The organism is Alistipes sp. An116, assembly GCF_002161005.1.
GTDB lineage: Bacteria > Bacteroidota > Bacteroidia > Bacteroidales > Rikenellaceae > Alistipes > Alistipes megaguti.
The window spans coordinates 99,774-124,682 of sequence record NZ_NFLR01000004.1 but is presented as its reverse complement, the minus strand read 5'-3'; the positions used below and the strand labels follow the sequence as shown (position 1 = coordinate 124,682).

At 63.6% G+C, this 24,909-nt stretch carries 19 protein-coding genes and 1 other RNA gene; 10 read left to right on the top strand and 10 right to left on the bottom strand.

What is annotated here, in order from left to right; all coding sequences use genetic code 11:
- Window positions 1–314: 314 nt before the first annotated feature.
- On the top strand, window positions 315–2,309 hold the full coding sequence (locus tag B5E60_RS04085; RefSeq protein ID WP_087309613.1) for a glycoside hydrolase family 97 protein: 1,995 nt from the start codon (window positions 315–317) through the stop codon (window positions 2,307–2,309).
- A 150-nt stretch (window positions 2,310–2,459) separates the two neighbouring features.
- Here the strand turns inward: B5E60_RS04085 and B5E60_RS04080 are convergent, their stop codons facing one another.
- The 8 genes from B5E60_RS04080 to B5E60_RS04045 all read right to left on the bottom strand — a co-directional run bounded on the left by B5E60_RS04080 (window position 2,460) and on the right by B5E60_RS04045 (window position 11,230).
- Window positions 2,460–3,758: an MFS transporter gene (locus tag B5E60_RS04080; RefSeq protein WP_087309611.1), complete on the bottom strand. Its 1,299-nt coding sequence runs from the start codon at window positions 3,756–3,758 to the stop codon at window positions 2,460–2,462.
- Window positions 3,759–4,043: 285 nt separating this feature from the next.
- Window positions 4,044–5,426 carry an aldehyde dehydrogenase gene (locus B5E60_RS04075; protein WP_087309610.1) on the bottom strand — a complete coding sequence of 461 codons (1,383 nt, stop codon included), beginning with the start codon at window positions 5,424–5,426 and terminating at the stop codon, window positions 4,044–4,046.
- A gap of 83 nt (window positions 5,427–5,509) precedes the next feature.
- Window positions 5,510–6,538: a VWA domain-containing protein gene (locus B5E60_RS04070; protein WP_087309609.1), complete on the bottom strand. Its 1,029-nt coding sequence runs from the start codon at window positions 6,536–6,538 to the stop codon at window positions 5,510–5,512.
- A 12-nt stretch (window positions 6,539–6,550) separates the two neighbouring features.
- Window positions 6,551–7,540: a vWA domain-containing protein gene (locus B5E60_RS04065; RefSeq protein WP_087309608.1), complete on the bottom strand. Its 990-nt coding sequence runs from the start codon at window positions 7,538–7,540 to the stop codon at window positions 6,551–6,553.
- Window positions 7,541–7,555: 15 nt separating this feature from the next.
- Window positions 7,556–8,356 (bottom strand): tetratricopeptide repeat protein, encoded by an 801-nt coding sequence (locus B5E60_RS04060; protein ID WP_087309607.1) that lies wholly within the window; start codon window positions 8,354–8,356, stop codon window positions 7,556–7,558.
- Between the two features lie 11 nt (window positions 8,357–8,367).
- Window positions 8,368–9,348: a hypothetical protein gene (locus tag B5E60_RS04055; protein ID WP_087309606.1), complete on the bottom strand. Its 981-nt coding sequence runs from the start codon at window positions 9,346–9,348 to the stop codon at window positions 8,368–8,370.
- A complete protein-coding gene (locus B5E60_RS04050; protein ID WP_087309802.1) occupies window positions 9,345–10,229 on the bottom strand; it encodes a DUF58 domain-containing protein in 885 nt (294 codons plus the stop codon). Before B5E60_RS04050 ends, B5E60_RS04055 begins: the two co-directional genes overlap by 4 nt.
- A 2-nt stretch (window positions 10,230–10,231) precedes the next feature.
- Window positions 10,232–11,230 carry an AAA family ATPase gene (locus B5E60_RS04045; RefSeq protein WP_087309605.1) on the bottom strand — a complete coding sequence of 333 codons (999 nt, stop codon included), beginning with the start codon at window positions 11,228–11,230 and terminating at the stop codon, window positions 10,232–10,234.
- A gap of 509 nt (window positions 11,231–11,739) precedes the next feature.
- On the opposite strand from B5E60_RS04045, the gene B5E60_RS04040 reads away from it, so the two are divergent.
- From B5E60_RS04040 to B5E60_RS04010, 7 genes are all read left to right on the top strand, one after another.
- The gene (locus tag B5E60_RS04040; RefSeq protein ID WP_087309604.1) at window positions 11,740–14,361 is read left to right on the top strand and encodes a UvrD-helicase domain-containing protein; all 2,622 of its coding nucleotides are present in this window, start codon (window positions 11,740–11,742) and stop codon (window positions 14,359–14,361) included.
- A 143-nt stretch (window positions 14,362–14,504) separates the two neighbouring features.
- On the top strand, window positions 14,505–15,413 hold the full coding sequence (locus B5E60_RS04035) for a glycosyltransferase (protein ID WP_087309800.1): 909 nt from the start codon (window positions 14,505–14,507) through the stop codon (window positions 15,411–15,413).
- Window positions 15,410–16,093, top strand: a complete 684-nt coding sequence (gene nth, locus B5E60_RS04030) for an endonuclease III (RefSeq protein ID WP_087309603.1) — start codon at window positions 15,410–15,412, stop codon at window positions 16,091–16,093. Before B5E60_RS04035 ends, nth begins: the two co-directional genes overlap by 4 nt.
- A 60-nt stretch (window positions 16,094–16,153) precedes the next feature.
- Entirely contained in the window at window positions 16,154–16,624 is a 471-nt protein-coding gene (locus B5E60_RS04025) for a hypothetical protein (RefSeq protein ID WP_087309602.1), read from the top strand.
- A gap of 5 nt (window positions 16,625–16,629) precedes the next feature.
- Complete coding sequence (locus B5E60_RS04020; RefSeq protein ID WP_087309601.1) at window positions 16,630–17,661, top strand: DHH family phosphoesterase; 1,032 nt, start codon at window positions 16,630–16,632, stop codon at window positions 17,659–17,661.
- A gap of 5 nt (window positions 17,662–17,666) precedes the next feature.
- A complete protein-coding gene (locus B5E60_RS04015; RefSeq protein ID WP_087309798.1) occupies window positions 17,667–18,554 on the top strand; it encodes a LysR family transcriptional regulator in 888 nt (295 codons plus the stop codon).
- A gap of 233 nt (window positions 18,555–18,787) precedes the next feature.
- Window positions 18,788–19,876: a YeiH family protein gene (locus tag B5E60_RS04010; protein WP_087309600.1), complete on the top strand. Its 1,089-nt coding sequence runs from the start codon at window positions 18,788–18,790 to the stop codon at window positions 19,874–19,876.
- An 88-nt stretch (window positions 19,877–19,964) separates the two neighbouring features.
- Here B5E60_RS04010 and B5E60_RS04005 read toward each other — a convergent pair whose 3' ends face one another.
- Window positions 19,965–20,534 (bottom strand): GNAT family N-acetyltransferase, encoded by a 570-nt coding sequence (locus B5E60_RS04005; protein ID WP_087309599.1) that lies wholly within the window; start codon window positions 20,532–20,534, stop codon window positions 19,965–19,967.
- A gap of 279 nt (window positions 20,535–20,813) precedes the next feature.
- On the opposite strand from B5E60_RS04005, the gene rnpB reads away from it, so the two are divergent.
- Window positions 20,814–21,230, top strand: an RNA gene (rnpB, locus tag B5E60_RS04000) — RNase P RNA component class A.
- A gap of 66 nt (window positions 21,231–21,296) precedes the next feature.
- Here the strand turns inward: rnpB and B5E60_RS03995 are convergent.
- Window positions 21,297–22,559: an anaerobic sulfatase-maturation protein gene (locus B5E60_RS03995; protein ID WP_087309598.1), complete on the bottom strand. Its 1,263-nt coding sequence runs from the start codon at window positions 22,557–22,559 to the stop codon at window positions 21,297–21,299.
- 104 nt (window positions 22,560–22,663) lie between these two features.
- On the opposite strand from B5E60_RS03995, the gene B5E60_RS03990 reads away from it, so the two are divergent.
- Entirely contained in the window at window positions 22,664–24,793 is a 2,130-nt protein-coding gene (locus B5E60_RS03990; protein ID WP_087309597.1) for a Tex family protein, read from the top strand.
- Window positions 24,794–24,909 lie beyond the last annotated feature (116 nt).

Here is a 24,909-nt window from a genome sequence, read left to right as displayed (position 1 = left end):
GTCGCTTTAAAGTTATATGTTTAATTTGGAAATAGCAAAATCAGTCGCGCCGGGACCCGGGCAAAAAAGCCATCCAAAAGGGCTTCTGAGGCAGTTTGTGGACAAAAAGTCACTCCTTCGTTTCTTCCAGAACCCGAAAGCGCAAAATCGCCCTGTCCCGTTACGAAATAAAACCGAATCCAAAGCCCGGAAGCGTTTTGTCCGATCCGCCCATTTTACTACCTTTGTAAAGCGTCCGGACAGACGACTCCGAAAACGGCGGATCCGGTCTTCCGAACGCGCCAAAACCCAACGGACCCTTAACCAGCCACGACATGAAGAAAAAGACGCTTCTGCAGGCGATGCTCGGCGCTGCCGTCGCCCTCTCGTCCTGCTCGCACGACACCTCCGCCACTTCGCCCGACGGCCGCATCCGGGCTCAACTCTCGCTCGACGAGCGGGGAGTCCCCGCCCTAAGGATCGACGTCGACGGGAGCCCGCTTCTCGAAGCCCCGCGGCTGGGGCTCGAGGCCGACGGCGTCAACCTTGCCTCGGGATTTACGGTCGAACACGTCGAGCGGCAGTCGCTCGACGTGACCTGGACACAGCCCTGGGGCGAAAACCGCCGGATCCGCGACCATCACAACGAAACGGCCGTGACGATGCAGAATCCCGAAGGGGTCGCACTCACCGTGCGCGTGCGTCTGTTCGACGACGGACTGGGATTCCGCTACGAATACCGCACGCCGGCCGACTCGCTCCGAATCACCGACGAACACACGACACTCCGCTTTGCACAGGACGGCCTCTCGTGGAGCATCGACGGCAGCTATGAAACCTACGAACTCCCCTATCGCGAGCAGCCCCTGTCGGCCGTCGAACGGGCCAACACCCCCTTCACGTTCCACCTCGGCGAACTCTATGGTTCGATCCACGAGGCGGCGCTCTACGACTTTCCCGAGATGCATCTGCTGCGCGAGGGTCCGCTTTCGTTCAAGGCCGAACTGGCCCCGCTGCCCGACGGCGTGAAGGCCCGCGTCAAGGGGTGTTTCGTCACCCCGTGGCGGACGTTGCAGATCGGCCGCCGGGCCGTCGATCTGATCAATTCGGCGCTGATCCTGAATCTGAACGAGCCCTCAAAGATCGACGACACCTCGTGGATCCGGCCCCAGAAGTACGTCGGCGTCTGGTGGGGCATGCACCTCGGCACGCAGGTCTGGACCCAGGGCCCGCGCCACGGCGCCACGACCAAGAATGCCCTGCGCCACATCGACTTCGCCGCCGCGAACAACATCCAGGGCGTGCTGTTCGAGGGTTGGAACCGCGGCTGGGAAAACTGGGGCGGGAACCAGCAGTTCGACTACGTGGAACCCTACGCCGATTTCGATCTGGAGCGCATCGCCCGCTACGCACGTGACAAGGGCGTCGAACTCTGGATGCACAACGAGACCGGAGGCAACATCCCCGACTACGAGGCTCAGATGGAACGGGCCATGAAGCGTTATGCCGAACTGGGCATCCACACCCTCAAGACGGGTTATGCCGGCGGATTCAGGGACGGATACTTCCACCATTCGCAGTACGGCGTGCAGCACTACCAGCGCGTCGTGGAGCTGGCCGCCAGGTACGGCATCATGCTCGACGTCCACGAGCCGATCAAGGAGACCGGCATCCGCCGCACGTGGCCCAACATGATGACCCGCGAAGGGGCCCGCGGCATGGAGTGGAACGCCTGGTCCGAGGGCAACTCTTCGGAGTATCTCTGCACGCTGCCCTTCGTGCGGCTGCTGAGCGGCCCGATGGACTACACGCCCGGCATCTTCGACATCTACTACGACCGCGCCAAGGCCGATCCGGGACGCATCCAGTGGAACGGCGACAACTCCCGCTGCTCGATCAAGACGACGCTCGCCCGCCAGATCGCCAACTGGGTGATCATCTACTCGCCGCTGCAGATGGCCGCCGATCTGATCGAAAACTACGAGGGGCATCCGGCCTTCCGCTTCTTCCGCGACTTCGACGCCGACTGCGACTGGTCCGAGGCACTGCAGGGCGAGATCGGCGACTGGATCGTCGTGGCCCGCCGCGCCGGCGAACGCTACTTCCTCGGCGCCGGCACCAATGCCGAGGCACGGACCGTCGTCCAGCCCCTCCGGTTCCTCCGACCCGGGGTGACCTACACGGCCCGCATCTACGCCGACGACCCCGCCTCGGAGCTCCGCACCGCCTATCGCATCGAGGAACGGCAGCTGACCTCGGCCGATTCGCTGCGCATCGTCATGGCCCCCGACGGAGGGTGTGCCGTGACCTTCGAGCCCCTCGGCAAATAGACACGGGGAGAGGTCGACAACAGAGTCCGGCAGCGGGGTCCCTTCTTCCCTCCCTGCGGAGACGGCGGGCGGTAATGTCCCCCTCCAAAAAAAGCGACGGCCCGGAAACAGATTCCGGGCCGTTGCCATACGTTTTCCGTATCTCGGAGACTATGCCTGCTCTTCGGCCGCCTGCTCCTGCGCCTCCTTTTCGGGGTCGTGCGAGAAAGGAACCACCCACGTGAGGATGAAGGCCGGGATCGTGGCCAGCAGCGACCACAGGAAGAAGGCCCGATAGCCGACGGCATCGCTGATCACACCGCTGATCATGCCCGGAAGCATCACGCCGAGGTTGGCCAGCGCCGTACCGAAGGCATAGTGGGCCATCTGGTGTTTGCCGGGAGCCACCTGCTGCATGATGAAGAGCGTCAGGCCGACATAACCGAAGCCGTAGCTGAAATATTCGAAGACGATCGCCGCGCAGACCATCACCGGATTGGAGGGCTGCAGCCATGCCAGCAGCGCATAGACCGCAAACGGCACGTTGAAGATGCAGCACAGCGGGAAGAGCGCCCGCTTCAGTCCGCGCCACGAGATGAAGTATCCGCCGAGAATCGACCCGATGACGAAGGCCGCCACTCCGAACGTGCCGTAGTAGAGTCCGATCTGGCTCTTGGTCAGCGCCAGCCCCTCGTCGGCAATCGGCGCCTTGAGGAACAGCGGCACGATCTTGATGACCAACCCCTCGGCAAAGCGGTAGAAGACAATCCACGCGATATAGATCCAGATGTAGCGTTTGCGGAAGAAGAGCCGGAAGACCTCCCACGTCTCGCGCATCGTCGAGCGCAGATTGCCCCCCGCCTGCACCGTGGCGGCTCCGCCCGAGGGGAGGATCCGCAGGTGGTAGATGCCCAGCAGGAAGAGCAGCGCTCCGCTCGCCCCCATGATGATCATCCAGGCGTAGAGCGATCCGAAATGTTCGTCGAGAACGCCCGCCAGATAGACCAGACCGCCCATGGCCGTCACCTTGGCAATGTTGTAGAAGGCCCCCTGCCAGCCGATATACTGTGCCTGCTGCGTGGGGGTGAGTTCGTGAATGTAGAGGCCGTCGAGGGCAATGTCGTGGGTCGAGCCGCTGAAGGCCAGCACCGCCATGATCGCCACCACATAGGGGAAGAAGTTCGGCAGCGGAAGCGCCATGGCCACCAGCGCCAGCGATACGCCCGATAGCAGCTGCGTCGCCACGACGAAGAACTTCTTCGTGCGGTACATCTCCAGCAGCGGACTCCAGAAGGGCTTCAACGACCACGGAAGAATCAGCAGCGAGGTCCAGAAGGCCACCTGCGCATCGCTGATCCCGAAATCATTGAACATGATCGGGGCCACCAGGCTGAGCATGATGAAGGGCAATCCCATGGCAAAGTAGGCCGTCGGGACCCATGCAAGGGGAGATACTTTCTTCGGAGTCATAAAGGTTCAGGTCAACGTTTCCGACGCAAAAGTAACCAAAAAAAACGTCCGCACAAAACTCCGCCCCGGCAAACACCCTAACCGGCAGCCGCTTTCCGGCAAAAGAGAGCCCGTCCGGCCGGGCGGAGGGTTCCGGTCGATCGTCTGACCGGGCTCCGCAACCGCCCGAACAAGGCCGCCGCCTCCGAGGCGGGATTCACCCGCACGGGATACATCCGCGGCAATGTCGCATACCGCTTCGGCAGAGCGGAAAACGCCCCGCAGAGATCGCCCCGCAGAGACGCATCAGAGCATCTTTCGCACCCAGCGGAAGAGCCGGTAGGGCGGATAGCGGAACGGCAGGTCGATGCGCCCTGAAACCTCCAGCATCGAACGCCGGTGCGAAAAGGCCTCGAAACTCTCCCGACCGTGATAACGTCCCATGCCCGAGTTGCCCACACCGCCGAACGGCAGATGATCGTTGGCAATGTGCATGACCGTATCGTTCAGACAGGCTCCGCCCGAGGTCGTGCGCGCCAGAATCTCCCGTCCCGTCTCCTCGGGGCCGAAATAATAGAGTGCCAGGGGCTTCTCACGCGTCGTGACGAACTCCACCGCTTCGTCCGTCGTCCCGAAGATCAATACGGGCAGCACCGGGCCGAAAATCTCCTCCTGCATGACCGGCCATTCGGGATCGACATCACCCAAGAGCGTCGGGGCGATGTAGCGTTCCGCGGCATCGGTCTCCCCGCCGAAGAGGATCCGCCCCCGCGTCAGGTAACCGGCCACCCGTTCGTAGGCCCGTTCGTCGACCAGCCGCGCATAGTGCGGACTGCGGCGGGGATCCTCGCCGTGCAACTGTCTGACGGCGTCGGCAAAGGCCCGGACAAAGTCGTCGCGCAGCGTACGGTGGATCAGCACGTAGTCGGGAGCCACGCACGTCTGACCCGCATTGAGGCTCTTCCCCCAGGCGATGCGCCGCGCCGCAATCCGCAGGTCGGCCCCGCGGTCGACGATACAGGGGCTCTTGCCGCCCAGTTCGAGGACTACCGGAGTGAGGTGCTCCGCCGCGGCCCGCATCACGACACGTCCGAGGGCCGGGCTCCCCGTGAAGAAGATCACGTCCCAGCGCCGGGCGAAGAGCTGCGTGTTGACCTCGCGTCCGCCCTGCACCACGGCCACATACTCCTCGTCGAAGATCTCCGCAATCAGCCCCTCCAGCACGCGGGCCACGTGCGGCGTGCGGGGCGAAGGCTTCAGCACGGCGGTACAGCCCGCCGAGATGGCCCCCACCAGCGGATTGAGCAGCAGCTGCACGGGGTAGTTCCACGGTGCAACGATCAGCGCCTGCCCCAACGGTTCGGCCACGATGCGGCTCCGCGCCGGCTGCAGCTTCATCGGGGTCGGTCGCCGCTCGGGACGCATCCATTCGCGCAGGTGGCGCAGATGCTGGCGGATTTCACTGCGGATGATGCTCAGCTCGGTGAGGATGGCCTCCTCGTGCGACTTGTGCAGATCCTGCCACAGGGCGTCGCACAGGCGACCCTCCCAGTTGACCAGAGCGGCATCGAGCCGGCGCAGCATCGTGCGGCGGAACTTCTCCGGGCGCGTGGCGCCCGTGCGGAACCAGGCTTTCTGGGCGGCGGCCAACGCCTCGATGCGGGCCGCAGGGGTATCCGTAAGGGTCATGATTTCGGATTTTACGGCTTATGGCAACCTACAAAGGGAGTACCGCAGCGCATGTGTGTGGCACTCCCCCTTTTCGTGCGGGACTACTTCTTCTCCCGGAAGATATTCAGATGGGCCAGCAGCGGATTGCGGCGGTCGAGCATCACAAACTCGGCCAGCAGCAGGACAAGCGTCGCGATGAGCAGGTACTGATACTGCTCGTTGAACTCCTCGAAACGGATGGTCGACAGTTCGGTCTGCTCCATGTCGTTGATCGCCTTGACGATCTCGTCCAGACCGATCGACTGCTTCGTGGCGCGCACATAGGCGCCGTCCGTGATGTCGGCGATCTTGGCCAGCATCTCCTCGTTGAGCTTCGAGACGACCATTTCGCCCTTCTCGTCCTTGATGAACTCGCCGTCGATCTGGATCGGCGCACCCTCGGGGGTGCCGATGCCGATCGTGAAGATCTTCACCCCCTGCCGAGCAGCCCGTTCGGCCACGGCCAGGGCGTCGTCCTCGTGGTTCTCACCGTCGGTGATCAGGATGATGACCCGTCCGTGGTTCTGCTCCGTGTCGCCCGAGAACGACAGCAAAGCCTGCTCCAGGGCCTTGCCGATAGCCGTGCCCTGTTCGGAGACCAGCGAGGGATCGATCCTCCGGGCAAAGGCCTTGGCCATGCGGTAGTCCGAGGTGATCGGCAGCTGGACCTTCGGTTCGCCGGCGAAGACCACCAGCCCGACACGGTCCTGCTCGAGGCCGTCGAAGAGTTTGCCGATGGCGTATTTCGTCCGTTCGAGCCGGTTGGGTTCGAAATCCTCGGCCAGCATCGAATTCGAGACGTCGACCACGAGCATCATTTCAATCCCCTGGGTCTTCTCCTCGCGGAGTTTCGACCCGAACTGGGGACGCGCCGCGGCCAGAATCAGACACAGAACCGCCCCCAGCAGCAACAGAAAGCGCAGCGTGACACGGCCGGTCGAGACCTCGGGCATCAGCTCCTGCAGCACGTCGGGATGACCGAAGCGTGCGATCCGCCTGCGGCGGCTGCGGGCCGCAAGCCAGAAGAGCGCCACCATCACGGGCAGCACAACCAGGAGCCAGAGATATTGCGGATTGGCAAAACGAAACATGACGGATGCTTTTTACGGAATACGTTTCAGAACGAGATTCGACAACAGGAACTCCACGAGCAGCAGAGCCAGCGCACCCAGCACCCAGCCGAGGAACTGTTCGTGATAGGCGACGTGTTCGAAAACCTCGACCTTGCTCTTCTCCAGCTGGTTGATCTCGTCGTAGATGGCCTTGAGCTTTTCGTTGTCCGTAGCGCGGAAATACTTGCCGCCGGTCATCTCGGCCATGGCCTGAAGGGTCTTCTCGTCGATCTCGACCTTCTGCTGCACAAAGGTGATGTTGCCGAACATGTCCACGGCCGGATAGGGGGCCGTACCCATCGAACCCACTCCGATCGTATAGACGCGGATGTTCTGTGCCCGGGCAATCTCGGCGGCGGTCATCGGGGTGATCTGTCCGCGGTTGTTCACACCGTCGGTCAGCAGGATGACAACCTTCGACTTGGCGTCGCTCTCGCGCAGGCGGTTGATGGCCGTGGCCAGACCGTTGCCGATGGCCGTACCGCTGTCGTCGATCAGGCCGCTGCGGATCCGCGCCAGCAGCGTCTGCAGCGTACTCTGGTCGGTGGTCAGCGGGCTCTGCGTGAAGGCCTCGGCGGCGAAGGCCACCAGTCCGATGCGGTCGCCGTAGCGGTCGGCGATGAACGATCCGGCCACCTCCTTGGCCGCCGTGATGCGGTCGGGCTGGAAGTCGCGGGCCAGCATCGAGGCCGAGACGTCGATGGCCAGCATGATGTCGATGCCCTCGGTGTTGGTCGAGACGTTCTCTTCGACATCCTGGGGCCGGGCCAGCGCCACGATGAGCAGCGAAAAGGCCGCGGCGCGCAGCACGAAGGGCAGATGCCGCAGGTAGTAGCGCACCGTGCGCGGAGCCCCCGCGACGCCCCGGACGGTCGAGATCTGAATGGCCGCACCGCCCTGCAGCGTCCGCCACACGTAGTAGCCGACCATCGGCACGAGCAGCACAAGCAGCCATAGATAATGGGGTGAAGCGAAATGCATAGTCTACAAACGTTTTTACCAGTTTTTCCGGCCGCGAACCACCACGCCCTTGGCCTTCTCCTTGAGCTTCTCCTGCGTCTTGTCCTCCTGGGCCTGGATGGCGTCGAGCATCTGCTCCTGCTCCTGCGGCGAGATGCCCGAAGGCGTCGGCTGACCCTCGCCGGGTTTCTGCTCGCCATTCTGGTCGGGATTCCCGTTCGGATTCTGCGGCTGGTTCTGCTGCTGATCCTTGCCCGGGTTCTGCTGCTGCGGATTCTGCTGCTGTTGCTGATCCTTGTTCCGGCCCTGATTCTGGTTCTGACCCTGATTCTGATCCCTGTTCTGCTGCTGATCCTGATTCTGGTTCCGGTCATTGCCGCCTCCGCCGCCGTTCTGGTTCTGGTCCAGAAGCCGCTTGGTGTAGGCGTAGTTGTACTTGGTCTCCATGTCCGCAGGATTCAGACGCAGCGACTGCTTGTAGCTCTCGAGCGCCTCCTGGTACTTTTTCTGTTTGAACTGGGCGTTGCCGAGGTTGTAGAAGGCTTCGGCACGTTCCGTGTCGCTGCGCAGCGTGTCGGCCGCGGCCTGCTGCATGGTCTGCTCGGCACGGTCGAAACGCTCGGCCTTGTAGAGGGCGTTGCCCAGGTCGTATGTCGCCTCGAACAGCCCCGGTGCGGCCTTCAGCGCCGCCTCGTAACGCTGGATCGCCGTTTCGTACTCCCCCTTGTTGTACTGCCGCGTACCCTTGCGCACGAGCGAACGCTCGGGCAGCTGCTGCGCCTGCACACCGGCCGCCGCAAAGAGTAGAACGAAGGTAATGGATAGTATTCTGTACATCGTTGTTGCGTTTAATTCTGCATCGGATCCTCCGGCGGCTGGACCGTCGTCTCCTCGACGAGCTTGGTCTCCTCGACGAAATAGTAGGCCTTCAGATAGTCGGACTCGTTCTGCTCGGCATCGGGCGTCGCCTTGGCAAACTTCACCAGATCACCGTCGCGCAGGATCGACTCCAGATCCCGGCGGGCCTTGTCCGGAAGCTCCTCACCGCGCATCGCCGCGATGATCTCGTCGGAGGTCATCTCCATGGCACCGATTCCCCACCGTCCGGCGATGTAGGTGCGCAGGATGTCGGTCAGACCCGAATAGTACTGCTTGTGGCGGTTGTTCTGCCAGAGTTTCTGGTTGTGGAGCGCCTCGAGGGCCTGGATGGCGGCCACGTGCGGCGGCAGCGGCGGCGCCGGCTTGAACAGATCGCCGAATCCCTTGCCGTGTTTGGCCAGCCAGCGGTGAAGCCCCCACGCCCCGGCCGCCAGAATCAGCAGGACAAGAAGCCCCCACAGCAGGTAGCCCCGGATCTCGCTCAGCCGGAACGGAAGCGTCTTCTGCCCCTTGAGGTCGTAGATCGACTGCGAGGTGGAGTCGATCTGGAAGGTCGCCACCTCCAGATAGAGCGAATCACGGCTGCGGAGCGTATCGAGGATATTCTTGTCGGCATAGAGCACCTGGGCCACGCCGAGGTTGTACTTGCCCTCGTCGAAGGCCGCCAGACGGTAGCGTTTGCGCAGCCGGAGGTGCCGCCCGTCGCGTTCGAGCGTATCCACGGGGAGACTCTCGACCAGTTCGAGCTTGCCGTCGCGGGGGTCGAAAACCGGAAAGTCGACCACCTGGACCAGGTCCTTCTCCACGTCGATGACGTAGTCGAAGCGGTCGCCGATCATGATGCTGTCGGGCTCGATGTGCGCCGTGACGACGGGCATATTCTGTGCCCGCAACGAGCCGCCCGCAAGGGTCAGCCCGACAAACAGGGCTATGGTTGAGAGACGTTTCATCGCTGTTTGAAAAGTTTCATCAGTTCGGCGACGTAATCGCCGTCGGTGGAGATCGTAGCCGTATCGATGCGGTTGTGTTTGAGCGTGGAGTCGATCCGCTCGCTCAGCTCGCGCCACGAGGCGGCATAGTGGTCGCGCACGGCACGCGACGAGGTGTCGACCCAGACCTTGCGCCCGCTCTCGGCGTCACGCAGCTCGACGATCCCCACGTCGGGAAGCTCCGTCTCGCGGGGGTCGTAGACCCGGATGCCGACCAGATCGTGGCGGCTGCCGGCGATCTTCAGCGCATCGTCCAGCGCCGCACGGTCGTCCGACGAATCCATGAAGTCCGAGAGGATGAAGGTCGTGCAGTGCTTCTTGTTGACGTTCGTCAGAAAGCGGATCGGCTCCGAGAGCTTCGTCCCCGTGGACTGGGGTTGGAAGCCGATCAGCTCGCGGATGATCATCAGGATGTGGCTGCGCCCCTTCTTCGGGGGGATAAACTTCTCGACACGGTCCGAAAAGAAGATGCACCCCACCTTGTCGTTGTTCTGCGAGGCGGAGAAGGCCAGCACGGCGGCGATTTCGGTGATGATGTTCTTCTTCAGACGGTCGGTCGAGCCGAACATGCGCGAGCCCGAGACGTCGACCACGAGCATCATCGTCAGTTCGCGCTCCTCCTCGTAGACCTTGATGTGGGGTTTGCGCGAACGGGCCGTGACGTTCCAGTCAATGTCGCGCACGTCGTCTCCGGCGCGGTATTCGCGGACCTCGGAAAACGACATGCCCCGTCCGCGGAAAGCCGTATGGTACTTTCCGGCAAAGATCTCGTTCGACAGACCCCGGGTCTTGATCTCGATCTTGCGGACGCGTCTGAGAATATCGTTCTCGCTCTCCTGCATCATTAGGGCACGATTACGTTGTTCAGGATATCGGTGATGATCTCCTCGGTGGTGATGTTCTCGGCCTCGGCCTCGTAGGTCAGTCCGATACGGTGGCGGAGCACGTCGTGGCAAACGGCGCGCACATCCTCCGGAATGACGTACCCGCGGCGCCGGATGAAGGCGTAGGCACGGGCGGCCTTGGCCAGCGAGATCGACGCACGCGGCGAACCGCCGTAGGCGATCAGGTTCTGGAGCTTCTGCAGGTTGTACTCGGCCGGTTCACGCGTGGCGAAGATGATGTCGACGATGTACTTCTCGATCTTCTCGTCCATGTAGACATCCTCGACCACCCGGCGGGCCTTGACGATATCCTCCGGCGTAATGACCTTGTTGACCTGGGGCATGCCGGCTCCCGAGAGGTTCATGCGCACGATGTCGCGCTCCTCCTGCTTCTTGGGATAGGAGATCCTGGCCTTGAGCATGAAACGGTCGACCTGTGCCTCGGGCAGCGGATAGGTACCCTCCTGTTCGAGGGGGTTCTGCGTGGCCAGCACCAGGAAGGGCTGCGGCAGGGGGTAGGTGTTGTCGCCAATGGTCACCTGACGCTCCTGCATGGCCTCGAGCAGCGCCGACTGCACCTTGGCCGGCGAACGGTTGATCTCGTCGGCCAGCACGAAGTTGGCGAAGATCGGGCCCTTGCGGACCACGAAATCCTCGCTCTTCTGCGAGTAGATCAGCGTACCGATCAGGTCGGCAGGCAGCAGGTCCGGGGTGAACTGAATACGCGAGAAATCGGCGTCGACGGCCTTGGCCAGCGTCGTGATGGCCAGCGTCTTGGCCAGTCCCGGGACACCCTCCAGGAGGATGTGGCCGTTGGAGAGCAGACCGATCAGCAGCGTGTCGATCAGATGGCTCTGACCCACGATGACCTTGCCCATTTCGGTGCGCAGCGTGTCGACGAATACCGATTCGCGTTCGATGCGCTCGTTGAGTTCCTTGATGTTGATGACTTCGCTCATTGTCTTTTATGTATGTTCGTTGTTTGTTCTGGATCCGTCATGCAGGACCCCGGAGAACCTGTTCCGGCCGCCCTGTCCGGGAGGCGCCGAAGCCGTCGCGAGCGCACTGCGGCCGGGACCGCTCGGGGTCCTCCCGGCACGGGGTGTTGCGGAAGCTCCCGATCGCAGCGGAAGAACGGGTGCTGAGGGTGTCGTTGCAAAAGTTTTAACGATTCGGATGCAAAGTTATTATTTTCTTCGAAAAATATTCCTTCGGAGCCCCGTTTTTCGGCGGGGATCCGGGTGTGGCTCGGGCGCCTGCCGGATGAGAGCCGCCGGTTGTGCGGGGCGGCCGGGCGGGGAGGGCGGTGGCGGAGGTCCGGGACATCCGGCTTCGGGCGAGGGGGGGGGAGGGAGTCGGAGTGGCGCACCGGGAGCTGCGGCTGCATTCCGGCACACCCCGCCCCGCGGAAAGAAATAGTGACCCCTGAGGGAAAATTCTTCGTCGAATTCTTATTACCTTTGCGGTCATGGAATCCAACGAATCACCGATACTGCAGGGGCTCAATCCGGCCCAGCGGGCGGCGGTCGTCAACTACGACTCGCCGTCACTCATCATAGCGGGGGCGGGCTCCGGAAAGACCCGCGTGCTCACCTCGCGCATCGCCTACATGATCGAACAGGGGGTCAAGCCGTGGAACATCCTGGCGCTGACCTTCACCAACAAGGCCGCCGAGCAGATGCGCGAACGCATTGCCGGAATGCTGCCCGACAACCGCAGCCGATACATCCGCATGGGAACGTTCCACTCGGTCTTTTCACGCATCCTGCGCGAGAATGCCGAACGGATCGGATTCTCGGAGTCGTTCACCATCTACGACTCGTCGGACAGCCGTAACCTGCTCAAGACTCTCATCCGCGAGATGAACCTCCCGGACGAACGGTACAAGCCGGCCTCGATCGCCTCGCGCATCTCGCTGGCCAAGAACAAGCTCATTACCCCGGGGACCTATCTGGCCAACGCGTCGCTGGCGGCCGAGGACCGGCAGATGCAGATCCCCGAATTCGGCCATCTGTACAACACCTACTGCCAGCGCTGCAAGCACAACGGCGCGATGGACTTCGACGATCTGCTGCTGCAGACCAACATCCTGCTGCGCGACTGCCCCGACGTGCTGGCCCGCTACCAGGAGTTGTTCCAGTACATTCTGGTCGACGAGTACCAGGACACCAACTACGCGCAGTATGTCATCATCCGGCGGCTGTCGCAGCACCACTCGAAGGTGTGCGTCGTGGGCGACGACGCGCAGTCGATCTACTCGTTCCGCGGGGCAAAGATCGAGAACATCCTCTCGTTCCGCAACGACTACCCCGATGCACAGGTCTTCAAGCTGGAGCAGAACTACCGCTCGACGCGCACGATCGTCGAGGCGGCCAACTCGGTCATCGTCCACAACTCGAAGCGCATGGAGAAGAACTGCTTCTCCGAAGGACCCCGCGGCGAGAAGATCCGCATCCTGAAGGCCTACACCGACCGCGAGGAGGCCGAGATGGTGGTCTCGGACCTGCGCGACAAGGTGCGCGCCGCAGGCGACGAGTGGTCCGAGGCGGTGATCCTCTACCGCACGAACAACCAGTCGGCCGTACTGGAGGACAACCTCCGCCGCCACGGAATCCCCTACCGCATCTACAAGGGCTCGTCGTTCTACGACCACAAGGAGATCAAGGACATGATGGCCTACATCCGGCTGGTGATCAACCCGCGCGACGACGAGGCCTTCCGCCGCATCGTCAACTACCCGGCGCGCGGCATCGGCGACACGACCGTGCAGCGGATCGCCGATCTGGCCGCCGCACACGGCGTCTCGATGTGGGAGGCGGTCGACGCGCTGGCGGCCCGGCCGACGACCGACACCGTGCAGCGGGCCATCGCCCGCAAGGTGACCGAGTTCGTCGGGATGATCCGTTCGCTGTCGCTCTCGCGGGCGGACAAGAGCCTCTACGACTTCGGTCTGGAGGTGGCCACCCGTTCGGGGATCATCGCCGCCTACCGCGCCGAGAACACCCCCGAGGCGACTTCGGCGTTGGACAACATCGAGGAGCTGCTCAACTCGATGCAGGAGTTCAAGGAGCGTTGCGACGCCGAGATCCGCAACGGCGAACGCCAACCCGAGGACGAGGCGACGGTCGAGGAGTGGCTGCAGAACATGATGCTCATGTCGGACATGGACAAGGACGACCCCGAGAGCAGCAACAAGGTAACCCTGATGACGGTCCACTCGGCCAAGGGGCTTGAATACAAATATGTCTATATCGTCGGCATGGAGGAGAACCTCTTCCCCTCGCAACGTGCGGCGGAGTCGCCCGACGGCATCGAGGAGGAGCGGCGCCTGTTCTACGTGGCGCTGACGCGGGCCAAGGTCTCGGCGACGATCTCCTATGCCGAGATGCGCTTCAAGTGGGGCAACATGGAGTTTTCGCGTCCGAGCTGCTTCCTGCGCGAGATCGACCCGCGCTACGTCGAGTATGAGGCGGACCCCGACGAGGAGCAGGAGCGCCGTCCCGGCAGCGACGGCTCGTCGGCCATCGACGAACTGCGCCGCCGCTTTGACTACCGTTTCCAGCAGCAGCGCCAGGGCTTGCGCCCCGGCAGCGGAGCGCCGAACGGCTTCGGCCGCAGCGGAGGCGCCCCCTCGGGCACGTCGGGCTCCTACGGCCGCGGCGGAGGCTATGGCGGCGGATCGGAAGCCCGGCGGGCGGGCTTCGGCGGCGGGTACGGAGCCTCGCGCAGTACCTGCGGCACGCGGCCGGAGGGCGAATCGGGCCCGGCGCGCCACTTTGCCCGGGCCACGCAGCCGCAGCGACCGTCGGGACGTCCCGACCCGGCACTGGTCGAGCCGCTGCGCACCTCGACCGAGGGGATGCGGCGTGTCGGCGTGCGGCCGGCCGCGGCAGCCGATGCGGGAGCCCCCGCAGGCGGCGCCCCGACGGGCGGATATGTCGTGGGGCAGCGGGTCGAACACCCGAAGTTCGGCGTCGGCATCGTCGAGCGCATCGAGACCCTGGCGACGGATCACAAACTGGTGGTGCGCTTCGACAATGCGGGCGAGAAGACCCTGCTGGCGAAGTTCGCCAAACTGACCAAACTCTGAAACCCATGGAGGAGAAGATACGGCAAACGGAGGCGGCCCCGACAATCCCGACAACCCCGGCGGTCCCGGCAACCCCGGCGGCCCCGACAACCCCGGCAACCCCGGCGGCCCCGGCATCACAAACGCCGCTGGTGTCGGTCTGCATGACCACCTACAACCACGAGCGATATCTGGCCCGCGCCATCGAGAGCGTCCTCGAACAGCACACGACGTTCGGCGTCGAACTGGTGCTGGGCGAGGACTGCAGCACGGACTCCACGCGGGAGATCTGCATGACGTACGCCGCCCGCTATCCGGAGCGCATCCGACTGGTGACCTCGGACGAAAACGTCGGCTGGCGGGCCAACTACCGACGCACCTTCGAGGCGTGCCGCGGAGAGTATGTCGCCTATCTGGACGGCGACGACTGGTGGTGCGACCCCTCGAAGCTGCAGCAGCAGGTCGAACGGATGGAGGCGGACCCCGGCTGCGGGATGTGCTACACGCGGGCCTCGAACTACTGGCAGGCCGACGACCGCACGGAACCCGACCATCCGCAGCATTACACCGATTTCGACCACCTGCTCTGCAGCCTGACCATCGCCAACTGCGCCACGCTGGCCCGCCGCGAGCTGATCGCCCGCTACTATGCGGAGGTGCGCCCCGAGGAGCATCCCGAATGGATGACCGACGATGCACCGATGTGGCTCTGGTTCTCGGTCCGCAGCCGCATCGCCTTTCTGCCCGAGATCACGGCGGTCCACCGCCGCCTGCCCGACAGCGTGAGCCACAGCACGGCCTATCGCCGGCGGATCGCCTTCTGCGACTCGCTCATGGAGATCAGCCTCTGGTTCGAGCGGCACTACGGCACGGGGCGCAACCGCTTCCGCATCCTGCGGCGCCGTTCGTCGGTGGCGCTGTGGGTCCTCTCGTGGGAGGGGAGCGTCGGCGAGTATCTGACGCGCTGGTGGAGCGACGTGCGCCGCTGTCCGCGGCTGCTGCTCTGTCCCGAAGGGCCGGGGCTGCTGGTCAAGAAGATCCTCTTCCGACGTCATAAAACCAGAAAACCATGACAACCAAGGAACGTTACGAAGGCATCATCGCCTGGTTCTCGGAGCACATGCCCGTGGCCGAGAGCGAACTCCACTACGAAAACCCCTACCAGCTGCTGGTGGCCGTGGTTCTCTCGGCGCAGTGCACCGACAAGCGGGTCAACATGACCACCCCGGCGCTGTTCGAGGCCTTCCCCACGCCGCAGGCCATGGCCGCCGCCTCGGCCGAGGAGATCTTCCCCTACATCCGCAGCATCTCCTACCCGAACAACAAGGCGCGCAATCTGGCCGCCATGGCACGCAAGCTCTGCGCGGATTTCGGCGGCGAGGTGCCGAGCGATCTCGAAGCGCTGCAGACCCTGCCGGGCGTTGGCCGCAAGACGGCCAACGTGCTGGGAGCCGTACTGTGGCAGAAGCAGGTGATGCCGGTCGACACGCACGTCTTCCGCGTCTCGGAGCGCATCGGACTGACGACGCGTTCGAAAACCCCGCTGCAGACCGAACTGACCCTCGAAAAAAACATCCCCGGGCCGTTGCTGCCCATTGCCCACCACTGGCTGATCCTTCACGGGCGTTACGTCTGCACGGCGCGGGCCCCGAAGTGCACGGAGTGCGGCATTGCGGCGTGGTGCCGGTGGCATGCCTCCGCGCAGAAGAGGCGCACGACCGATGACAAACCGACAAAACAATCCTCGAAATGACGGAAAACACCCTGCTGAAAAAGCTCATCCGGGGAACATCACTGCTGATGCTACTGACCGGTGCGGGATGCACCGATCAGGCCCGCCGGGAAGACTCCGCACAGCAATGACGAAACGGAGATCACGCTCGGAAGCGAACAGGAGCTCAAGGAGTGGATGTTCGACTACATGAAGGGGAATTACCTGGGGAACGATGCCGTGAAGCAGGTGACACCCGATTATGCGCTCGGTTACCAGGCGTTTCTGGAGAGGATTCTCCTGGACGTTGCCGCGCAGGACGATGTCAACCACGACGACGGTCTGACGGCCCTGGCCCTGGAGTGGATCGACTCGGGACAGAAACCCGACGTGAAAACCCGTGCAACAGCGGCTCCCCGGCTCCATGCCCTCCCGATCCCCGGCAGAAGGCTCCAGGGCTCCATCGTGGAGCGGAATCCCGGAAGCCCGACAGGCGGCGGAACACCCCGAATCGGAAGTCGGTTTGCTATGTCTCTCTTTTTTTGTATCTTTGCCGGACCCACCAACGCGTAACTCCGATGGAACTGTCGAAAGAGCATATCATACGCCTGCGGGAACTGCTTGCACGCCCCGCACAGCATGTCGTCATCCTGTCTCATACCAACCCCGACGGGGATGCCGTCGGATCGTCGCTCGCCTGGGCCGAAGTGCTGCGGGAAATGGGACACTCGGTCACCTGCATCGTCCCGAACAAGTACCCCTACTTCCTCGACTGGATGCCCGGCATCGCCGAAGTCGTGGTCTTCAAGACCGATACCGAAGGCCGGGCAGCACGGGCCGTGGCCGAGGCCGACATCCTCTTCTGTTTGGATTTCAACGCCATCTCGCGGCTCGAAAACCTCAGCCAGACCATCGAGGAGAACACCTCGGCCGTGCGGGTGCTGATCGACCACCACCTCTCGCCGACCGAAGGCTTCAACCTGGCCTTCTCACACCCCGATTCGTCGAGCACCTGCTTCCTGGTCTACACCATCATCGAGGCGCTGTGCGGTACGCAGGCCATCACGCGCAGCATGGCCGAACTGCTCTACGTCGGCATGATGACCGATACGGGCAACTTCGCCTTCTCGTTCCTTACGCCCGAACTGTTCCGCGCCGTGGCCGTCCTCATCGAGAAGGGGATCGACATCCCCACGATCCATAACAACGTCTACAACGCCTACACCGAAGGCCGCGCCCGCCTGTTCGGCTACGCCATCAACCGCAAGATGCAGATCATCCAGAACGGCACGGTGGCCTACATGTCGCTGCTCGAAGGTGAGATGCGCCGCTTCCAGTTCCAGCAGGGTGACAGCGAGGGTTTCGTCAACTATGCCTTGACGATCAAGTCGGTCAAGATGTCGGCCATGTTCCTGGCCCACCGCAAGTTCATCCGCGTCTCGCTGCGGTCGCGCGGCGACGTGGACGTCAACCTCTTCGCCCGCAAATACTTCAACGGCGGCGGCCACAAGAATGCCGCCGGCGGCAAGTCGTTCGTCTCGATGCGCGAGACGATCGACCACTACATTCGCTCCGTGGCGGAGTTTGCCGCCGAAGGCCATCTGGGTTGACGGCCATGGACGACTTCCGCCTCAGGGTCTTCATCACGGCGTCCCGGACGCTGAGCTTCACACGCACGGCCGAGCAGCTGGACATCTCGCAGCCGGCCGTCAGCAAACACATCGGCGAACTGGAGGCCCGTTACGAAGTGCAGCTCTTCACCCGCCGGGGAAGCCGGCTGGAACTCACCGACGCAGGCCGTACGCTGCTCGACGCGGCCGAACGCGTGGCCGACGACTACCGCCGTCTGGAGTACGAAATGAGCCTCTGCACGGGCCAGACCGAGGGCGAACTGCGCCTCGGAGCCAGTACAACCATTGCACAATACCTCCTGCCGCCGATTCTGGCGCGCTTTACGGCCCGCTTCCCGAAGGTGCGCCTCTCGCTCCTCTCGGGCAACAGCGGTCAGGTCGAACAGGCGTTGGACGACCATCGGATCGACCTGGGGCTGGTCGAGAGCGTCAGCCGCCGACAGGGTCTCCACTACACGCTGTTCCGACCCGACGAACTGGTGCTGGTGGCGCGTCCCGCAGGGCGTTACGCCCGCACCGAGACGGTAACTCCCGAGGCGCTGTGCCGCATCCCGCTGGTGCTGCGCGAAAACGGCTCGGGGACCCTCGAGGTAATCTCCGCGGCGCTGGCCGAACGGGGCATCCGCCTCTCGCAGCTGCACGTCGTCATGCGGATGGGGTCGACCGAGGGAATCAAGGGCTTCGTGCGCAACAGCGACGCCATGGCCATCGTCTCGGCCTTCTCGGTGGTCGACGAACTGCGCAGCGGTGCGCTGCGGATCGTCGATCTGGAGGGTCTCACGCTGCTGCGCGACTTCGTCTTCGTCCACAGCGAGGCCCATCCGGTGCGGCTCGTGCGCCAGTTCATGGAGTTCGCTCTGGCAAACCTCTGAAGGATCGCCCGGTTCTTCCACCTCTCGAGTCCCCGTCCAGCACGAACCGGCCGTCCCGGCAAAACCGCCTCACCACGACGCCTGTTTTCGTCCCGGCAAATCGCTCCGCTTCCGGCCTTTGTCCGTTCTGTTCGACCTCGTTATAACCTGAAGTTATCAAAGATAACTCCCACTTGTTTGGTATCTCGATAAAAGATGCGATCTTTGCGGCCGGAAAAAGAAAAAGTTATCGCATGTTGGAAAAAGGCAATCGGGCAAACACCCTCCACGGCATTCTGCTGATCGCATTGTTCTCGTTCGCGGCGTTCTATATCGCCAGCTTCCCCATCGTCAAGCGGCTCTCGTTCAGCCCGCTGATCGTCGGTATCGTGCTGGGCATGCTCTATGCCAACAGCCTGCGCAACAAACTCCCCGAAACGTGGGTCCCGGGCATCAAGTTCTGCACGAAACAGGTGCTGCGCTGGGGTATCATCCTCTACGGTTTCCGTCTGACGCTGGCTCAGGTGGCCGCCGTGGGCGTTCCGGCCGTGGCCGTCGACCTGGTGGTGGTTGTGGTGACGATCCTCGGCGGCGTACTGCTGGGCCGTCTGCTGAAGATCGACCGCGACACGGCGCTGATGACCTCCACGGGAAGCGCCATCTGCGGTGCGGCCGCCGTGCTGGGCGCCGAACCCGTAGTCAAGTGCGAAGGCTACAAGACCGCCATCGCCGTCTCGACGGTGGTTATCTTCGGAACCCTCTCGATGTTCCTCTACCCGATCATGTACCGCACGGGAATGCTCGACGGACTCTCGGATACGGGCGTGGCCATCTACACGGGCAGCACGCTCCACGAGGTGGCCCACGTCGCCGGGGCGGGCAACGCCATGGACCCGACCGACTCGCTGGGCATTGCCGGCACGGCCACCATCACGAAGATGATCCGCGTGATGATGCTGGCTCCGGTGCTGGTGGTGATGAGTCTGGCGCTGGCCGGACGCCGCCGGGAGGATGCCGCCGCCGTTGCCGAGGGCGCCAAGGCCGAAAAGAGCCGCATCACGATTCCGTGGTTCGCCTTCGGATTCATCGCCGTCATCTGTCTCAACTCGCTGCTGCAGCACTGGTGCGGCGTGGAGAGCGTGCGCGAGATCCCGCTCAACGGCACGATCGAATACATCGACACCTTCATGCTGACGATGGCCATGACGGCACTGGGCACCGAGACGAGCCTCGACAAGTTCCGCCAGGCGGGTGCCAAACCCTTCGTACTGGCCGGGCTGCTCTACGTATGGCTCGTCGTGGGGGGCTACTTCCTCACGAAGTGGGTCGTCGGAATGATGTAGGCGGCCCCGCACCACTGCGCAAATCGCGAGAAGTCCGACAGAGAGTCTGCCGGACTTTTTTTGTGGCCGTACCCCCTGCTGCCGCCGTTCAGTCGATGCGCGGCAGTGCGGGATTCTCGTGATCGGAGTAGCTCAGCACGTGCCCGCGGATGAAGTCGGCGAAGCGGCGCGCTTCCCGGTCGGTGAGCGGCTCGGGACGGCTCATCAACACCAGACGGTGGGGATGGAACGGACTCCGGTACGAAGGATGGACGTAATTGTAGGGATTGGCGACGAAGCCCAGCCGTTCGTAGAAGTGCAGCCGGCGGATCGAGACCGTATCCTCGGGCGGATCGATCTCCAGAATGACCCGCCGGTCGCGGCAGAAGGCCTCCAGGGCCCGCGATCCGAGATGCTGCCCGCGCAGATGCGGCGACACGGCCAGGTGCTCGACGTAGTGGAATCCGTCGGACGTCCAGTGGAAGAGCAGCCCGACGAAGGCTCCGTCGAGGAGGATGGCGTCGGCTTCGAAGGCCGGATCGGCGAAAGCCCGGTCATAGGACGAAGCGTCCCAGCGTTCGCAGGCGGGAAACGAGGCTTCGTAAAGGGCCCAGGCTTCGGACCACGACCGGTCCTGCCGCGAGCGGAAGGGGATGAATTGCAGTTCGGAGTGATGCATGATGGCTCGTTTTTCCGCTAAGATACATCAAATTTTCCGAAAAACCAGAAACCGGCCGCCTATACGCCGGTTCCGGCCCTGGGGCTCTCGTTCGACATGAAGTATGACCGGGGGCACATGGAGAACCGGCTCTTCCTCGATGGCGGAGCGGGAACCTGGATCGACATCGAGTCGGCGCTGGGAAGCGATTGGTCCAACATGACCAATGCAGACGAAAGGCAAAAGGCGAAAAGAGCACGTTCCGCCGCAGGAATTCCCCGAAAAATCCCTATCTTTGCCCCGCAGGTCCGCTCTGTCGCTGCCGGCCGTCGGCCGGGGGAGGAAAGTCCGGGCAACGCAGAGCACCACGCAAGCTAACGACTTGATGGCCGTGAGGTCATGGGAGCGTAACAGAAAATAACCGCCGGTAAAGGCGTCCGGGCAAGGCCCCGTCCCGCAGGGAGGGGTGCCCGCGATCCGGAATTTCCGACCGGTAAGGGTGAAAAGGCGGGGTAAGAGCCCACCGCGGAGGCAGTGATGTCGTCCGGCCGTACGTCCCGTGGGTTGCAAGACCGTGTATACCGGCAATTAAGGGTTGCTCGCCCGATGCCGGGGGGTAGGTTGCTGGAGGCGGCAGGTGACTGCCGTCGTAGATAAATGACAGAGGCCCGGGGCTCGCTCCGGGAACAGAACCCGGCTTACAGGACCTGCACGTACAAAGGGCGCCTCTTCGGTGTGAAGAGGCGCCCTTTTCGATTCCGGACCGACTCCCGAAGGCCCGGGTCACATCAGCCCCATCCGCTTGCGGGCAAAGGGGATGACCCACGCCGGTGACTGCTGTCTGGACAGCAGATCGCGCATGTAATCCATATAGGGCTCCACGTGGCGGAAGTAGCGGAACAGCCCCTCGCAGAGCGAATTCTTGCGGCAGCCGTCCGCGCCCGTCTCGAAGCGGTGTTTCGGGCACTCGCCCCGGCAGGCGAAGTAGTATTTGCAGCGCAGGCATTCGGCCGGCAGCGCGTTGCGCTTCGCCAGGCCGAAGTCGCGGCGCTTCTTCGAGCGGTAGATCTCCGCAAGGGTCGTCTCGCGGATGTTGCCCAGCAGGTATTCCGGGTAGACGAAATGGTCGCACGAGTAGACGTCGCCGTTGTGCTCGACGACCAGCGCGTCGCCGCACGTCTCGCCCATCGAACAGACCCCCGGCTGCACGCCGCACCACTGCGCCAGCGTGGCGTCGAACATCTGCACGAAGGTACGCCCCACGTCGCTCACAACCCATTCGTCGAAAATATCACACAGGAAGCGGCCGTATCCCCCGGCCGTCACGGACCATTCGGCCAGCCGCGCCCCCTCGCGCTCGGGCGAAACGATCAGCGGGCGGTGGAAACCCTCGACGTCGACGACGTGTTCGACGGCCGGCAGGAACTGCATGTAACGGCTGTGCACCTCGTCGCGGAAAAAGCGGTAAATCTCCGCGCCACGCCCCTCGCACAGCCGGTTCACGACACTCAGCGTATTGTACTCCACGCCGCCGTGCCGGAACATCGAAATCGTCTGCATGACCCGTTCGAAGGTCGGCCGACCGCCCTTCGTCACGCGGAACGCATCGTGGATATCCTGCGGACCGTCGAGCGAGATCCCCACCAGAAAGTTGTTCGCGGCGAAGAGTTCGCACCACGCCTCGTCGACCAGCGTGCCGTTGGTCTGCAGCGTATTTTCGATCCGCTTGCCGTCGGCATACTTTTCCTGAAGGGCCATGGCTTTCCGGTAGAAATCGATTCCCAGCAGCAGCGGCTCGCCGCCGTGCCAGCAGAACTGCACCGTATCGACCTCGTTGGCCTCGATATACTGGCGGATGTAGCGTTCGAGCAGTTCGTCGCTCATGACGGCCTGCCGGCCGCCGTACTGCACGGCCTTGTCCAGGTAGTAGCAGTAGTGGCAGTCGAGGTTGCAGGTCGAGCCCGCGGGTTTGAGCATCGTCGTGAAGGCCACCGGCCCCACCTGCTTCTCGGCATCCCGGAAGGTGAAGATATCCTTGTTTTTCATCGACGGAGGTCTTTTCGGTGTCGTTTTTCCAGCCCCAAATATACGAAAAAGGAGGCGACGAACCCGCAAAAAACGCTATCTTTATCCCCTCAAAAACGCCAATCATGCCGCAAACCACCCTTGAGGAGATCATCTCCCGTCAGTTGCAAATCGCCCTGCCCCGGGTCGAAGGGGCCGTCCGCCTGCTGCGCGAAGGGGCCTCCATCCCCTTCATCAGCCGCTACCGCAAGGAGGCCACCGGCTCGCTCGACGAGGTGCAGGTGGCCGCCATCCGGGAGCAGCTCGAACGCCTCACCGAACTCGAAGCCCGCAAACGCACCATTCTCGAGACGATCCAGAGCCAGGGTGCCCTGACCGACGAACTGTGCCGCCGGATCGAGGAGTGCTGGGAGGCCGCTCCGCTCGAGGATCTCTATCTCCCGTACCGCCCCAAACGCCGCACGCGGGCCACGATCGCCCGCGAACGGGGGCTCGAACCGCTGGCCGACCTGCTCCAGGGACAGCGCACCCCGTCGCTCGAACGCGAAGCCCGGCGATTTGTCACGGCCGAGGTGCCGACCGTGGAGGAGGCCCTGGCCGGGGCCTGTGACATCGCGGCCGAACGCATGGCCGAGGACGACCACGCCCGGGCCGCCCTGCGGCGGATCTTCGCCCGCGAAGGGGTGATCCGTTCGCGGGTCGTACGCGGCAAGGAGGAGGCCGGTGTCAAGTATGCGGACTACTTCGACGCCTCGGCCCCCCTGCGCAGCATCGCCTCGCACCGCTATCTGGCCATGCGCCGCGGCGAGGAGGAGGGCTTTCTGCGTGTCGGGATCGAGGTCGATGCGGAGCGCTGCACCGGAGAGCTGTGCCGCCGCTTCATCCGGCAGGGATCAACCACCCGCCGATGGATGGAGGCGGCCGTCGCCGATGCGTTCAAGCGGCTGATCCGCCCCTCGCTCGAGACCGAACAGCTCACCGCGGCCAAGGAGCGCGCCGACGACGAGGCAATCCGGATCTTCGCCGAGAATCTGCGCCAGCTGCTGCTGGCTTCGCCCCTGGGGCAGAAGCGCGTGATCGCCCTCGATCCGGGTTTCCGCACCGGCTGCAAGGTGGTCGTTCTCGACTCGCAGGGCAACCTGCTCCACCACACGGCAATCTTCCCCCATCCGCCGCAGAACCGCCGCGAAGAGGCCGCCGCGACGCTCCGCACACTGGCCCGACGCTACCACACGGAGGCCTTCGCCGTGGGCGACGGAACGGCCGGCCGCGAAACGCTCCAACTGGTGCGCGAACTCGGGATCGAAGGGGTTGAGGTCTTCGCCGTGAGCGAGGACGGCGCCTCGGTCTACTCCGCTTCGGCCACGGCCCGCGAGGAGTTCCCGGATCAGGACGTCACGGTGCGCGGCGCCATCAGCATCGGACGACGGCTGATCGACCCGCTGTCGGAGCTGGTCAAGATCGATCCCAAGTCGATCGGCGTGGGGCAGTATCAGCACAGCGTCGACCAGACGAAACTCCGCAACCGACTGCAGGCCGTCGTCGAAAGCTGCGTCAACAGCGTCGGGATCAACATCAACACGGCCTCGAAACACATCCTCACCTACGTATCGGGGCTGGGACCGGCGCTGGCCGAGAAGATCGTCGCCTACCGCGCCGTCCACGGCGACTTCCCCACACGGCGGGCGCTGCTGCAGGTGCCGAGGCTCGGAGCCCGGGCCTTCGAACAGGCGGCCGGGTTCCTGCGGGTGGTCGGCAGCGAGAATCCGCTCGACAACAGCGCCGTGCACCCCGAATCGTACCGCATCGTCGAACGCATGGCCAAAGACCGGGGCGTCAGTGTCGAACGCCTGCTGGAGGATCGTTCGCTGCGCGAGGGAATCGAGCCCGAACGGTATGTCGACGAGCGCGTCGGGCTGCCCACCGTGCGCGACATCCTCGAGGCGCTGGACAAACGCGGGCTCGATCCCCGTCAGCCGCTTCACGGCTTCGCATTCGCCCCGGACGTCCACTCGATCGACGACCTGCGCCCCGGAATGGTGCTGCCCGGCATCGTCACGAACATCACCGCCTTCGGAGCCTTCGTCGACGTGGGGGTCAAGCAGGACGGACTGGTTCATGTCTCGCAGCTGGCCAACCGCTACGTCGCCTCGCCGGCCGATGTCGTCCGGCTGGGACAGCAGGTCGAAGTGCGCGTCACGGGGGTTGACACCCTCCGCGGGCGAATCTCGCTCTCGATGCGCCGCAACGGCTGACACCCTCTCCGCGCCCTCGAGAAGAGGAGTCGGCGCACGGAAGAAACTTCCGGAAACCACCTGTCGGAAGAGTCAAAAGATCAGCCATTTTTTGAAAAAGAGCCTCTAAACAAAAT

Bases quoted from the DNA above. Each gene is read 5' to 3' on its own strand.
- B5E60_RS04085 (WP_087309613.1), top strand. From the start codon at position 315: ATGAAGAAAAAGACGCTTCTGCAGGCGATGCTCGGCGCTGCCGTCGCC.
- B5E60_RS04080 (WP_087309611.1), bottom strand. From the start codon at position 3,758: ATGACTCCGAAGAAAGTATCTCCCCTTGCATGGGTCCCGACGGCCTAC.
- B5E60_RS04075 (WP_087309610.1), bottom strand. From the start codon at position 5,426: ATGACCCTTACGGATACCCCTGCGGCCCGCATCGAGGCGTTGGCCGCC.
- B5E60_RS04070 (WP_087309609.1), bottom strand. From the start codon at position 6,538: ATGTTTCGTTTTGCCAATCCGCAATATCTCTGGCTCCTGGTTGTGCTG.
- B5E60_RS04065 (WP_087309608.1), bottom strand. From the start codon at position 7,540: ATGCATTTCGCTTCACCCCATTATCTATGGCTGCTTGTGCTGCTCGTG.
- B5E60_RS04060 (WP_087309607.1), bottom strand. From the start codon at position 8,356: ATGTACAGAATACTATCCATTACCTTCGTTCTACTCTTTGCGGCGGCC.
- B5E60_RS04055 (WP_087309606.1), bottom strand. From the start codon at position 9,348: ATGAAACGTCTCTCAACCATAGCCCTGTTTGTCGGGCTGACCCTTGCG.
- B5E60_RS04050 (WP_087309802.1), bottom strand. From the start codon at position 10,229: ATGCAGGAGAGCGAGAACGATATTCTCAGACGCGTCCGCAAGATCGAG.
- B5E60_RS04045 (WP_087309605.1), bottom strand. From the start codon at position 11,230: ATGAGCGAAGTCATCAACATCAAGGAACTCAACGAGCGCATCGAACGC.
- B5E60_RS04040 (WP_087309604.1), top strand. From the start codon at position 11,740: ATGGAATCCAACGAATCACCGATACTGCAGGGGCTCAATCCGGCCCAG.
- B5E60_RS04035 (WP_087309800.1), top strand. From the start codon at position 14,505: ATGACCACCTACAACCACGAGCGATATCTGGCCCGCGCCATCGAGAGC.
- nth (WP_087309603.1), top strand. From the start codon at position 15,410: ATGACAACCAAGGAACGTTACGAAGGCATCATCGCCTGGTTCTCGGAG.
- B5E60_RS04020 (WP_087309601.1), top strand. From the start codon at position 16,630: ATGGAACTGTCGAAAGAGCATATCATACGCCTGCGGGAACTGCTTGCA.
- B5E60_RS04015 (WP_087309798.1), top strand. From the start codon at position 17,667: ATGGACGACTTCCGCCTCAGGGTCTTCATCACGGCGTCCCGGACGCTG.
- B5E60_RS04010 (WP_087309600.1), top strand. From the start codon at position 18,788: ATGTTGGAAAAAGGCAATCGGGCAAACACCCTCCACGGCATTCTGCTG.
- B5E60_RS04005 (WP_087309599.1), bottom strand. From the start codon at position 20,534: ATGCATCACTCCGAACTGCAATTCATCCCCTTCCGCTCGCGGCAGGAC.
- B5E60_RS03995 (WP_087309598.1), bottom strand. From the start codon at position 22,559: ATGAAAAACAAGGATATCTTCACCTTCCGGGATGCCGAGAAGCAGGTG.
- B5E60_RS03990 (WP_087309597.1), top strand. From the start codon at position 22,664: ATGCCGCAAACCACCCTTGAGGAGATCATCTCCCGTCAGTTGCAAATC.